Here is a 13,516-nt window from a genome sequence, read left to right on the forward strand (position 1 = left end):
GTCGACATCCGATGCAGATTCACAAGGAAGTGGACGCGCGCGGGCTCAATTGCCCGTTGCCGATCCTGCGTGCCAAGAAAGCGCTCGCCGATATGGAAAGCGGGCAGATCCTCAAGGTGCTCGCGACCGACCCGGGCTCGCAGCGCGATTTCGCCGCGTTCGCGAAGCAGACGGGCAACGAGATCGTCGAATCGACGACGCAGGACAAGACCTTCGTTTTCCTGATGCGCCGCCGCTGACGGCCCGCCTCGCCCGTGCCGCCGCGCCGGCCGGGCCTCTCTGACAATTCTTAAACCTCGTTGCGTGACGGGCTGCGTATACTGACCCGGCCGGTCGTCCGCTCCCAGCGACGCGCCGGCCACGGTACGTCGCAAGGCGGGCACGGGGGCCTTGCCTGACGCTACCGTCGTACAACGGGGAGAGGACATGTCCTTCAGACCAGGGACCCTTCGAAGTCCGTCCGGAGCGGAATGCATGGCGCCCGCACGCGCGTCGGAATTGAGCCGGATCGAGCTCGATCCGCGCCAGGATCGCCATGCGCGCGCCGCGCTGGAGGCTTATGCGGATTCGGCCGCGGCCGAGATGCCGTGGCTGGCCGAGTGGCTCGACGAACGGCTGCGCGATGCCGCGCAGGACGACGGCGCGGGCCTGACCTACTGCGGTGCGACGATCGAGCGCGTGTTCGATGTGGCGCAGGCGTGGGCGGCAGCCCAGCCCGACTACGCAGCGGCTGCGTGGGAGCGCGTGCGCGGCCAGCTGCAGCGGATGCTGGTTCAACCGCCGCTGTCCGAACGGCCGTCGCCACGCGCGCCGGCCGACGATGTTGCCCAGCCGGTGACCGGCATCGCGGGCGCGGATTAGGCGTCCGATTGCGCGACCGGAAGGATTATTCGAAGAAAGGACGGTAGTCCGCGCAATTTCTTGGCGAATTTCATACTACTATGATGAAATCGCCGGTTCGTCCGTGCCCCGTTTTTGAGATATTTGACCGGGGTCGCCGGTTTGCCCAGGCGGCGCGAACGGCCAACGACGGCTCGCCGGCCGATATCCGGACGCCGCGCACGTGGTGCGCGGCCGGGGTAGGCGCGGGAGTTGAATGGACGAATCGATTTCGATTTGCGGGGTGCTATGAGAATTGCTGTACTGGATGACGATCCGGCCCAGACGGATTTCGTCAGTCAAACGCTGACGGCCGTTGGCCACACATGCTACGCGTTCAAGGAAGGCAAGGCCCTGAAGAAGCGCCTGCAGCGCGAGACGTTCGATCTGCTGGTGCTCGACTGGAACGTGCCCGACATGTCCGGCGAGGAAGTGCTCAAGTGGGTGCGTGCGAACCAGACCGAGCACAGCCTGCCGATCATCTTCATGACGAGCCGCGACGACGAGGCGGGGATCACGCAGATCCTCAACGCCGGCGCCGACGACTACGTGGTCAAGCCCGTGTCCGGCCCGATCCTGCGCGCGCGCATCGGCTCGCTGCTGCGCCGCGCGTATCCGGTCAACGCCGAGGCTACCGTCCGCGAGTTCGATCAGTTCCGTTTCGACGTGAACCTGAAGCAGGCGTATGTCGGCGACAAGGCCGTGAGCCTCACGCAGAAGGAATTCGAGCTCGCGCTGCTGCTGTTCCAGCACCTCGACCGGCCGCTGTCGCGCGCGCACATCCTCGATCTCGTGTGGAAGCAGGCGACCGACATCCCGTCGCGCACGATGGACACGCACATCTCGATGCTGCGCACCAAGCTCGGCCTGCGGCCCGAGAACGGCTATCGCCTCGCGCCGATCTACGGCTACGGCTACCGGCTCGAACGGGTCGGCCAGGGAGAACCGGAGTGATGACGGGAATCACGCAGCGCACGGCGACCCTGCGCACGGCGGCGCTGCGCGCGGCCTGTGCGGTCGCGTGTGCGTTCGCCGCGCAGCACGCGGCGGCGCAGCCGCCCGCCGCCGCGGGCAAGACGGTCGTATACCGCACGCAGGCGGGCGACACGCTGTACGACGTCGCCGCGCGCTATCTGCAGGGCGCGGACGACTGGCAACTGCTCCAGCAGATCAACGGCGTGCCCGCGCCGAAGCACCTGCAGCCCGGCGTCGCGCTGAAGCTGCCGGTCGCGCGCCTGCGCAAGGAAAAGCTGACCGCACGCGTGATCGCGGTGCAGGGCACGGCCGAACGCGCGTCCGGCGGCGCTTTCACGGCGCTTGCAAACGACGCGACGCTCGCGGAAGGCGACCGCGTGCGCACGGGCCCGAACGGTTTCGTGACGATCGAGCTGGCCGATGGTACGCACATGAGCCTGCCGCCCGACAGCCAGCTCGACCTGAAGTCGCTGCGCCGCACCGTGCTGACCGGCACGCTCGATCGCGAGTTCGAACTCACGCGCGGCTCGGTCGACAGCGAAGTCACCCATTTGAAGAAACGCGACGACCGCTTCCAGATCCGCTCGCCGTCCGTCGTGGCCGGTGTGCGCGGCACGCGTTTTCGCGTGAACTACGACGCGGCCGGCAATGCGTCGACGCGTGTCGAAGTGCTCGACGGCACCGTCGGCGTCGCGGGTCACCGGCAGGCGGCCGACGCGACGCTCGTGCACGCGAATTTCGGCAGCGTGTCGACGGCGTCCGGCGCGGTCGGGGCGCCCGTCGAGCTGCTGGCCCCGCCCGCGCTCGCGCATCCGGACAAGGTGCAGGACGAGCCCGACGTCACGTTCGACGTCGCGCCGCTCGCGCAGGCACGCGGCTACCACGTCCAGCTCGCGCACGACGCGGGGTTGCTCGACCTGTTCCGCGAAACGCGCACCGATGCGCCGCGCGCGGTGTTTCGCGACGTGCCGAACGGCAACTACTTCCTGCGGATCGCCGCGATCGATGCGAACGGCCTCGAGGGGCTGCCGCGCACCTATGCGTTCGAGCGTCGCGTGATGGGGCTCGACGCGAGCGCGGCGCCCGGTGCCGGCGGCTACGCGTTCCGCTGGTCGCCGAACGGTTCGGGCAAGGATGCGCGCTACCGGTTCGTGCTGTCGCGCTCGAAGGACCTGAGCGCGCCGGTCGTCGACCAGGTCGGCCTGCAGGCGCGCCAGCTCACCGTCGCGCATCTGCCGCCGGGCGACTATTTCTGGGCCGTGACCGTCGAGGAGTTCGAAGGCGGCAAGTTCTACGAGAAGACCAGTCCGGTCAGCGCGTTCACGTTGTCGCGCTGACCCGCGGCGCATGAAACCCGATTCCGTGTCCCCGCGGCGGCGCCTCGGCCGCCGCTTCCTCATCGAATGGATCGCGATCGGCTGCCTCGGGATCGCGGTGATCCTCGCGTGCGCGCTCGGCCGCCTGTCGTCGAGCGTCGACGGGCTGATCTACGACCGGATGCTGATGCTGCGCAGCCTGCCGTTGTCGCCCGACGTCGTCGTCGTCGACATCGACAACCAGAGCGTGTCCGCGCTCGGTCGCTGGCCGTGGTCGCGCAACGTGCATGCGCGGCTGCTCGACACGCTGGCGCGCGCGCAGCCGGCCGCCGTCGTCTACGACGTGCTGTTCACCGAACCGTCGCCGGAGGATCGCGCGTTCGCGGACGCGATGAGCCGCGTGCCGACCTTCCTGCCCGTGCTGCTGAGCCCGGAGCAAGCGGACGGCACGCGCAGCGTCGATCCGCCGGTCGCCGCGCTCGCGGCGCGCGCGACGGGGCTCGGTCACATCAATCTCGAAGTCGATCGCGACGGCATCGTGCGCAGCGTGGCGCTGTTCGAAAGCGACGGCCGCGTGCGCTGGCCGCAACTGATGGTGCCCGTGTACCGCGCGATCCAGGCCGGCCGGCTGCATCCGGTCGGCGGCGTGCCGGGCGCGAACGCGCACGACCTGTCGCGCGATGCGGCCGGCGAGGGCCGCTATCTGATCCCGTTCAGTCGCAACACGCCGGCGTATCCGACGCTGTCGTTCGACGACGTGCTCGAAGGGCGCGTGAAACCCGATGCGCTGCGCGGCAAGATCGTCGTCGTCGGCGTGACGGCGTCCGGGCTGTACGACCGCTTCGCGACACCCGTGTCCGGCGAGTTCGGCCCGCTGGCCGGTGTGTACATCCATGCGAACGTGCTCGACATGCTGGCGACCGGCAGTGCGATCTCGCCCGCGTCGCGCGTGGGGTTGTTCGCCGCGTCGCTGCTGCCGCTTGCCGCGCTGCTCGGCGGTTTCCTGATGCTGTCGCCGTGGCGCGCGCTGTTGCTGACGATGAGTCTCGCCGCGCTTGCCGCGGTTGCGAGCCTGGCGCTGCTGTTCGAGGCGCGCATCTGGCTGACGCCGGCGCCGGCGATCTTCGGGCTGATCGCCGTCTACCCGATCTGGAACTGGCGGCGCCTGGAAATGACGATGTCGTACCTGCGCCGCGAGCTGCAGCGGCTCGCCGACGAGCCGCACCTGCTGCCCGAGGCGCCGCGCACGCGCAGCGTCGGCGGCGACGTGCTCGAGCGGCAGATGGCGCTGATGGCGCAGGCCGCGCAGCGTGTGCAGGACATGAAGCGCTTCGTGTGGGACAGCCTCGACAGCATGCCCGAGCCGATCTTCGTGACCGACCTCGCCGGCACCGTGCTGATCGCGAACCACGCGGCGAAGCGCTACGGGTCGCGGTTGTCGCTGCCGCTGCCGGAAGGGCGGCCGCTGCGCACCGCGCTCGGCGAGCTGACCTTCATGAAGACCGTCGACGGCAACGCCGAGCACGACGCGGCGATCCGCGAGCACTGGCCGGCCGCGCTCGACCCGACGCTCGAGGCCGAGCATGACGCGATGGCGCGCGGCATCGAGGTGCGCGATCGCGACGGCCTCGACCATCTGTTGCGCTACGCGGCCTGTACGAACGCGCAGGGCCGCGTGACGGGCTGGATCGCCGGCCTCGTCGACGTGACCGAGCTGCACGCGGCCGAGCGGCATCGCGAGGAAGCGCTGCACCTGCTGTCGCACGACATGCGCTCGCCGCAGGCGTCGATCCTCGCGCTCGTCGAGATCGAGCGCGACCGCGTCGACAGCGACGCGATGCGCGGGCTGCTCGCGCGGATCGAGCGTTATGCGCACCGCGCGCTGTCGCTCGCCGACGAGTTCGTGCAGTTGGCGCGCGCCGAGTCGCAGGCGTACCAGTTCGAGGTGACGAGTCTCGTCGACGTGCTGATCGACGCGAGCGACGAGGTGTGGCCGCAGGCGCAGGCGAAGCACATCCGCATCGACACCGAGGTCGGCACCGACATGTGCTGGGTGCGCGCCGACCGCTCGCTGATCACGCGCGCCTTCGTGAACCTGCTGAACAACGCGGTCAAATACAGTCCGTCCGACACCGTAATCACGTGTACGCTGACGGTCGAGCACGCATCGAAGCGGATGTTCTGTACGATTCGCGATCAGGGGTACGGCATTGCGCCGGAAGATCAGCGGCATCTGTTCGAGCGTTTCAAGCGATTCCATGCCGGCGAGCGGCCCGAGATCTCGGGTTCCGGGCTCGGCATGGCGTTCGTGAAGACGGTCGTCACGCGCCATGGGGGCAGCGTGTCGGTCGACAGCGAAGTGGGTGTCGGCACCGCGGTGACGGTGTCGCTGCCCGCGATCGACGAGCCGTCCGCCTGACAGGGCCGGGCACGACGGCAGGTATTTGGGGAAAGCCATGAGAAAGGAATGGGCAGCGACCGCACTGGCGGCGTCGCTGTTGACGGGTTGCGCCGGCGTGACGAGCGGCGTGAGTACGGTCGGGCAGCCGAACGCGTTTGCATCCGGTGCGCACGGCTACGATTTCGTGCGGACGGCCGCGCAGGCGGGCGACACCGAATACCGGCAGATCGAGACGCTCGTGCGCGACGAACTCGCGCGCCGCGGCTTCGATGCGCGGCCGCTCAAGGACGCGCGCTACCGGCTGTCGATCGCGTACGCGACGCAGCCGGCGTCGGTCGCGGCAAGCGCCGACCGGTGCGGTGCCGCGAGCAGCGCGTGCGTGACGGTCGACGGGCCGGCGCCGTTCGCGCTGCCGTTCATGGGCACCGTGTATCGCCACGTGCTCACGCTGCGTTTCGTCGACGCGCGCTCGGGGGCCGACGTGTACCGCGTATCGGCCGCGCTGCGCGATCGCGATCCCGGCACGCAGCAGGCCGCGCCGGCGCTCGTGAAGAGCGCGCTGGCGAAGCTGCCGTTCGACGACGGCAGCGGCTGGCTCGTCAAGACGAAAAAAGACGACGCGGGCGGGATGCCGGGCGTCGTCTCGGTGAAGCCGGCCGACACGCGCTGAGCGCCGGCCGGCGAGGTGAGGGCGGGCTCGCCGTGGCGAGCCCTTGCCGCGGTCAGGCGGCCGGTTGCATGCCGCGCGTGCGCAAGTACGCGTCGAACTCGGTGCCGACTTCCGGGTGGCGCAGCGCGAATTCGACCGTCGCCTTCAGGTAGCCGAGCTTGCTGCCGCAGTCGTAGCGCGTGCCCTGGTACTTGTAGGCCAGCACCTGTTCGTCGGCGAGCAACGCCTGGATCGCGTCGGTGAGCTGCAGTTCGCCGCCCGCGCCCGGCTTCAGCGCGCGCAGGTGCTCGAAGATCCGCGGCTTCAGGATGTAGCGGCCGACCACGCCGAGGTTCGACGGCGCGACTTCCGGCGCCGGTTTCTCGACGATCGCCGACATCTTGACGATCGACTCTTCCCACTCCTTGCCGTCGACGATGCCGTACGACTTCGTTTCCGACGGCGGGATCTCTTCCACGCCGATCACCGAGCTGTGATAGTGGTCGAACACATCGACCATCTGCTTCATCACCGGCGGGTTGCCGTCGAGCAGGTCGTCGGCCAGGATCACCGCGAACGGGTTGTCCGCGACCAGCTTCTCCGCGCACAGCACCGCGTGGCCCAGACCGAGCGCTTCCGGCTGGCGCACGTAGAAGCAGTCGACATGGCTCGGCTTGATGCTGCGCACGAGCTCGAGCAGCTTTTCCTTGCCGCGCGCCTCGAGTTCGGCCTCGACCTCGTACGACTTGTCGAAGTGATCCTCGATCGCGCGCTTGCTGCGTCCGGTGACGAAGATCATCTCGGTGATGCCCGCGGCGATCGCTTCCTCCACCGCGTACTGGATCAGCGGCTTGTCGACAACCGGCAGCATTTCCTTCGGGCTCGCCTTCGTTGCCGGCAGGAACCGCGTGCCGAGGCCGGCGACGGGGAATACTGCCTTGGTGACTTTCAACATGATCGAACCTTTATTCCTGTAATCGACTTGTCAGACGGCTTATGTTCACGTTCGCATTATAGTGAACGCAAACGACCTTACCGTTTGTTACGCAGGCAACCGATCGAGCTGCGCGCGCAGCTTTTCGAGCGTGCTCTGGAATTCCGCGACCCGCTTCTGCTCCTGTTCGACCACGGCCGGCGGCGCTTTCGCGACGAAGGCCTCGTTGCCGAGCTTCGCGTTGCACTTCGCGATCTCGCCCGTCAGGCGCACGATTTCCTTCGACAGGCGCTCGCGTTCGGCCGCGACGTCGATTTCCACCTTCAGCACCAGCTTGTTCGGGCCGACGATCGCGATCGGGGCGCCGTGCGCTTCCTTGTCGAGCGTCGCTTCGTCCGCGAGGATCTGCACGTCCGACAGGCGCGCGAGCGCCTGGACGTACGGCGCGAACGAGCGCAGGCGTTCGGCGTCGCCGGCAGCCAGCAGCGGCACCTTGGTCGCCGGCGACAGGTTCATCTCGCCGCGCAGGTTGCGGCAGGCGTCGACGATCGCCTTCAGGTCGGCCGCCCATTGCTCGGACGCCTCGTCGATCTTCTGCAGGTTCGCCAGCGGATACGCCTGCGTCATCAGCGACGCTTCGCCCTCGGCCTTGCCCTGCGGATAACGGCCGGCGAGCGGCGCGACCTTCTGCCAGAGCGCCTCGGTGATGAACGGGATGACCGGGTGCGCGAGGCGCAGCACCGTTTCCAGCACGCGCAGCAGCGTGCGGCGCGTCGCGCGCTGCTGTTCCGGCGTGCCGTTCTGGATCTGCACCTTCGCGAGTTCGAGATACCAGTCGCAGTACTCGTCCCACACGAACTTGTAGATGCTGCTGGCGATGTTGTCGAAGCGGTAATCGGCGAAACCCTTCGCAATGTCGGCCTCGGTACGCTGCAGCAGCGACACGATCCAGCGGTCGGCCGCCGAGAAGTCGAGGTAGCCGCCGGGGCCGCAGTCGCCCGCGCCGCACACTTCCGGCTTGTCGGTGCCGCAGTCGTGGCCTTCGCAGTTCATCAGCACGAAGCGCGTCGCGTTCCACAGCTTGTTGCAGAAGTTGCGGTAGCCTTCGCAGCGCGCGAGGTCGAAGTTCACGTTGCGGCCGAGCGTGGCCATCGACGCCATCGTGAAGCGCAGCGCGTCGGTGCCGAACGCGGCGATGCCGTCCGGGAACTCCTTGCGGGTCTTCTTCTCGATCGTCGCGGCCTGCTTCGGGTTCATCAGGCCCGTCGTGCGCTTCGCGACCAGCGTCTCGAGGTCGATGCCGTCGACGATGTCGATCGGGTCGAGCGTGTTGCCCTTGCTCTTCGACATCTTCTGGCCTTCCGCGTCGCGCACGAGGCCGTGCACGTAGACGGTATGGAACGGCACCTTGCCGGTGAAGTGCGTGGTCATCATCACCATCCGGGCGACCCAGAAGAAGATGATGTCGAAGCCCGTGACGAGCACCGACGACGGCAGGAAGTGCTGCAGTTCGGGCGTTTCGTTCGGCCAGCCGAGCGACGAGAACGGCACGAGCGCCGACGAGAACCACGTGTCGAGCACGTCCTCGTCGCGCTTCAGCGCGCCCGCATAACCCTTCGCGGCGGCCTGCGCGCGCGCTTCTTCCTCGTTGCGCGCGACGAACACCTCGCCGTTCTCGCCGTACCACGCGGGAATCTGGTGGCCCCACCACAGCTGGCGCGAGATGCACCAGTCCTGGATGTTCTCGAGCCACTGGTAGTAGGTGGTCGTCCAGTTTTCCGGCACGAACTTGATCTGGCCGTTGCGCACCACGTCAAGCGACGTTTCGGTGATCGACTTGCCCGGGTTGAACGTGCCTTCCGGCGCCGGCTTCGTCATCGCGACGAACCACTGGTCGGTCAGCATCGGCTCGATCACGACGCCCGTGCGGTCGCCGCGCGGCACCATCAGCTTGTGCGGCTTCACGGAATCGAGGAAGCCCTGCGCGTCGAGGTCCGCGACGATCGCCTTGCGCGCGTCGAAGCGGTCGAGGCCGCGATACTGCTCGGGGCCGTTGTCGTTGATCTTCGCGTCGAGCGTCAGGATCTCGATCGGCGCGAGGTGGTGGCGCAGGCCGACCTGGTAGTCGTTGAAATCGTGCGCGGGCGTGACCTTCACGACGCCCGTGCCGAACGCGCGGTCGACGTAGTCGTCGGCGATCACCGGGATCTCGCGGCCCGTCAGCGGCAGCGTGACGAGCTTGCCGATCAGGTGCGCATAACGCTCGTCTTCCGGATGGACCATCAGCGCGACGTCGCCGAGCATCGTCTCGGGGCGCGTGGTGGCGACCGTCAGCGAGCCCGAGCCGTCGACGAGCGGGTAGCGGATGTGCCACAGGTGGCCGTTTTCCTCTTCGCTCGCGACTTCGAGATCCGACACGGCGGTGAGCAGCACCGGATCCCAGTTGACGAGGCGCTTGCCGCGGTAGATCAGGCCCTGTTCGTAGAGCGTGACGAACACGTCGCGCACGGCGGCCGACATCTTGTCGTCCATCGTGAAGTACTCGCGCGACCAGTCGGTCGACGCGCCGAGGCGGCGCACCTGGCCCGTGATCGTCGAACCGGATTTTTCCTTCCATTCCCACACGCGCTCGACGAACTGCTCGCGGCCGAGATCGTGGCGCGAGACGCCCTGCGCGTCGAGCTGGCGCTCGACGACGATCTGCGTGGCGATCCCCGCGTGGTCGGTGCCGGGCACCCACAGCGTGTTCTCGCCGAGCATCCGGTGGTAGCGGGCGAGGCCGTCCATGATCGTCTGGTTGAACGCGTGGCCCATGTGCAGCGTGCCCGTCACGTTCGGCGGCGGCAACTGGATCGCGAAATCGGGGCGGGACGGATCGAATGCCGGGGCGGCATAACCGCGTTTCTCCCACTCCGGCCCCCATTGGGACTCGATGGTATGGGGCTCGAAGCTCTTCGCAAGCGTGTTGTCGCTCATGTTGGAAATCTGCCGAAAAATGCGTGAATTGGATGCCGAATCCGACAATTATAAATGGATGCCCATCGCCCAGCCATCGCCTTGCCCGCACGGGCCCGTCGCGACAGGCCCGCCACGCGTGCGCAACATGCGGCCGAACGGATCGGGAACGGCATCGCGCGGCCGACTTATAATGTCGGGTCCGCATTTTTCTTGCCCGTCAGCTGCCGCTCCATGCCCGATCTGCTCGCCAATCTGAACCCCGAACAACTCGCCGCCGTCACGTTGCCGAACGAACCGGCGCTGATCCTTGCAGGGGCGGGCAGCGGCAAGACCCGCGTGCTGATCACGCGCATCGCGTGGCTGATCCAGCAGGGCTACGCATCGCCGCCCACCGTGCTCGCCGTCACCTTCACGAACAAGGCCGCGCGCGAGATGATGGCGCGCCTGTCGGCGATGATGCCGATCGACACGCGCGGGATGTGGATCGGCACGTTCCACGGCCTGTGCAACCGGATGCTGCGCACGCACTGGCGCGACGCCGGCCTGCCGCAGACGTTCCAGATCCTCGACACGGCCGACCAGCTGTCCGCGATCAAGCGGCTGATGAAGGCCGCGAACGTCGACGACGAAAAGTATCCGCCGAAGAACGTCCAGTACTTCATCAACAACGCGAAGGAGCAGGGGCTGCGCCCCGACAAGGTCGACGCGACCGACAACTTCAACCGCAAGTTCGTCGAGCTGTACCAGGCGTACGACCAGCAGTGCCAGCGCGAGGGCGTCGTCGATTTCCCCGAGCTGCTGCTGCGCTGCTACGAGCTGCTCGCGTACAACGCGCCGTTGCGCGCGCACTACCAGGCGCGCTTCCGGCACATCCTCGTCGACGAGTTCCAGGACACCAACAAGCTGCAGTACGCGTGGCTCAAGATGCTCGCGGGCGGCGAGAACGCGATCTTCGCGGTCGGCGACGACGACCAGTCGATCTACGCGTTCCGCGGCGCGAACGTCGGCAACATGCGCGACTTCGAAGACGAATTCCGCGTGCGCAACCTGATCAAGCTCGAGCAGAACTACCGGTCGCACGGCAACATCCTCGACGCGGCGAACCAGCTGATCTCGAACAACGCGCACCGCCTCGGCAAGAACCTGCGTACCGACGCCGGCCACGGCGAGCCCGTGCGCGTGTACGAGGCGAGCACCGATTCGCAGGAAGCCGGCTGGATCGTCGAGGAGATCCGCTCGCTGATCAACACCGGGATGGCGCGCAGCGAAGTGGCCGTCCTGTACCGCAGCAACGCGCAGTCGCGCTCGATCGAGCACACGCTGATGTCGTCGGGCATCCCGTACCGCGTGTACGGCGGCCTGCGCTTCTTCGAGCGGCAGGAAGTGAAGCACGCGCTCGCCTACCTGCGCCTGATCGACAACCCGAACGACGACACCGCGTTCGCGCGCGTCGTGAACTTCCCGACCCGCGGGATCGGCGCGCGCTCGGTCGAGCAGCTCGCCGACGCCGCGCGCCTGTACGGCTGCTCGATGGCCGCCGCGATTCCGTACGTGACGGGCAAGGCCGGCACGAGCCTCGGCGGGTTCGCGAACCTGATCGCGAAGATGCGCGCCGATACGCAGCACATGAACCTGCCCGACACCGTCGAGCACATCGTGCGCGCCAGCGGTCTCGCCGATTTCTACCAGGGCGAGCGCGAAGGCCAGGACCGCCTCGAGAACTTGCAGGAACTCGTGAACGCGGCCACCGCGTTCATCGCCGAGGAAGGTTACGGGCTCGACACGCCGGCCCGCTCGATCCCGCTGCGCGCGGGCGCGATCGCGGCGCCCGAGCTCGGCGCCGCGACGGACGATCCGGCGCTCGACGTGCTCGATCCCGCATCGCCCGCCGACCCGGCGCAGAACCCCGACACGATGACGCCGCTCGCGGGCTTCCTGTCGCATGCATCGCTGGAGGCCGGCGACAACCAGGCGCAGGCCGGCCAGGACGCCGTGCAGCTGATGACGGTGCACGCGGCGAAAGGGCTCGAATTCTCGGCCGTGTTCATCACGGGTCTCGAGGAAGGGCTGTTCCCGCACGAGAACAGCGTGCTCGAATCCGACGGCCTCGAGGAAGAGCGCCGGCTGATGTACGTCGCGATCACGCGCGCGAAGGAGCGCCTCTACCTGTCGTTCGCGCAGAGCCGGATGCTGCATGGCCAGACCCGCTACAACGTGCGCTCGCGCTTCTTCGACGAACTGCCGGAGCACGTGCTGAAGTGGTTGACGCCGAAGGTCGAGGCCGGCTCGCGCTGGGGCGGGCGTTCGGACAACGCCGGGTACGGGCGCGACTGGTTCGCGCGGCCGGGCGGCGGCAGCCGCGAGCAGATCGTCGACGCGGCCGTATCCGCGCCGCTGCCCGCGTTCGCGAACAAGCAGCGCGCAGCCGACACCGGCTTCCGGGTCGGCCAGCAGGTGTTTCATACCAAGTTCGGCGAAGGCACCGTCACCGCGCTCGAAGGCAACGGCACCGACGCGAAGGCGCAGGTGAAGTTCAAGCGGCATGGCGAGAAATGGCTCGCGCTCGCGGTCGCGAAACTGCAGGCGGTGGAGTGATGGGCATCGACGGAGCGTTCACGCCTTCGGCTCGCCCGCTCGGCATTCTCGCCGCGCTGCCCGAGGAGCTCGGCGACCTGATCGCCGCGATGCGCGCCGAGGGCGCGATGAAGACGGTCACGCTCGGGCGCCGCGACTATCACGTCGGCACCGTGCACGGCGCGGCCTGCGTCGTCACGCTCGCGCGGGTCGGCAAGGTCGCGGCCGCCGCGACGGTCAGCGCGCTGATCCACGTGTTCGGCGTGTCGGGCGTCGTGTTCACCGGCGTCGCGGGCGGCGTGTCGCGCACGGTGCGGGTCGGCGACGTCGTCGTGGCCGATACGTTGCTGCAGCACGATCTCGACGCGTCGCCGCTCTTTCCGCGTTACGAGGTGCCGCTGCTCGGCATCACGCGCTTCGCGACCGACGCGGCGCTGACGGCGCGCCTGCGCGACGCCTGCACGCTGTTCGTCGCGGACGAGGGCGCGCGGTTCGCCGAGCGCTTCGGGCTCGCCGGCGCGGCGCTGCACGCGGGGCTCGTCATCAGCGGCGACCGCTTCGTGTCGAGCGAGCGCGAGGTCGTCGCGCTGCGCGACGCGCTGCCGGACGCGCTCGCGGTCGAAATGGAAGGCGCCGCGATCGCGCAGGTGTGCGCGGAACACGACGTGCCGTTCGCGCTCGTGCGCACGATCTCCGACACGGCCGACGATCACGCGACGCAGTCGTTCTCGCACTTCCTGTCGGCGATCGCGAGCAGCTATTCGTCCGGCATCCTCAAGCGTTTCCTGACGCTGCATGCGACGACGGCGGCCTGAAGCCGCCGTCGTATT

General features: G+C 68.1%; 10 protein-coding genes. 8 read left to right on the forward strand and 2 right to left on the reverse strand.

Features of this window, described 5'->3' with window-relative positions:
* Positions 1-11: 11 nt before the first annotated feature.
* From VXM69_RS26910 to VXM69_RS26935, 6 genes are all read left to right on the forward strand, one after another.
* Positions 12-239, forward strand: coding sequence for a sulfurtransferase TusA family protein (locus VXM69_RS26910; RefSeq protein ID WP_006402122.1), 228 nt, complete (start codon positions 12-14; stop codon positions 237-239).
* 187 nt (positions 240-426) lie between these two features.
* Positions 427-861, forward strand: a complete 435-nt coding sequence (locus tag VXM69_RS26915; RefSeq protein WP_034191173.1) for a hypothetical protein — start codon at positions 427-429, stop codon at positions 859-861.
* Between the two features lie 267 nt (positions 862-1,128).
* A complete protein-coding gene (locus tag VXM69_RS26920) occupies positions 1,129-1,833 on the forward strand; it encodes a response regulator transcription factor (protein WP_006490421.1) in 705 nt (234 codons plus the stop codon).
* Positions 1,830-3,191, forward strand: coding sequence for a FecR domain-containing protein (locus VXM69_RS26925; protein ID WP_059556985.1), 1,362 nt, complete (start codon positions 1,830-1,832; stop codon positions 3,189-3,191). Before VXM69_RS26920 ends, VXM69_RS26925 begins: the two co-directional genes overlap by 4 nt.
* Positions 3,192-3,201: 10 nt before the next feature.
* Entirely contained in the window at positions 3,202-5,589 is a 2,388-nt protein-coding gene (locus VXM69_RS26930; RefSeq protein WP_034191171.1) for a CHASE2 domain-containing protein, read from the forward strand.
* 37 nt (positions 5,590-5,626) lie between these two features.
* Positions 5,627-6,241 carry a DUF4136 domain-containing protein gene (locus tag VXM69_RS26935; protein WP_367189528.1) on the forward strand — a complete coding sequence of 205 codons (615 nt, stop codon included), beginning with the start codon at positions 5,627-5,629 and terminating at the stop codon, positions 6,239-6,241.
* A 52-nt stretch (positions 6,242-6,293) separates the two neighbouring features.
* Here the strand turns inward: VXM69_RS26935 and galU are convergent, their stop codons facing one another.
* Positions 6,294-7,175, reverse strand: a complete 882-nt coding sequence (gene galU / locus VXM69_RS26940) for a UTP--glucose-1-phosphate uridylyltransferase GalU (protein ID WP_034191169.1) — start codon at positions 7,173-7,175, stop codon at positions 6,294-6,296.
* A gap of 87 nt (positions 7,176-7,262) precedes the next feature.
* On the reverse strand, positions 7,263-10,130 hold the full coding sequence (locus VXM69_RS26945; RefSeq protein WP_367189529.1) for a valine--tRNA ligase: 2,868 nt from the start codon (positions 10,128-10,130) through the stop codon (positions 7,263-7,265).
* A gap of 213 nt (positions 10,131-10,343) precedes the next feature.
* Here VXM69_RS26945 and VXM69_RS26950 point away from each other — a divergent pair, with 213 nt between their 5' ends.
* Positions 10,344-12,707: a UvrD-helicase domain-containing protein gene (locus VXM69_RS26950; protein ID WP_175028008.1), complete on the forward strand. Its 2,364-nt coding sequence runs from the start codon at positions 10,344-10,346 to the stop codon at positions 12,705-12,707.
* Complete coding sequence (locus VXM69_RS26955; protein ID WP_367189530.1) at positions 12,707-13,501, forward strand: 5'-methylthioadenosine/adenosylhomocysteine nucleosidase; 795 nt, start codon at positions 12,707-12,709, stop codon at positions 13,499-13,501. Before VXM69_RS26950 ends, VXM69_RS26955 begins: the two co-directional genes overlap by 1 nt.
* Positions 13,502-13,516 lie beyond the last annotated feature (15 nt).

Origin of the sequence: Burkholderia sp. Ed8 (genome assembly GCF_040761425.1) — a bacterium.
In the GTDB taxonomy this organism is placed as follows: domain Bacteria; phylum Pseudomonadota; class Gammaproteobacteria; order Burkholderiales; family Burkholderiaceae; genus Burkholderia; species Burkholderia seminalis.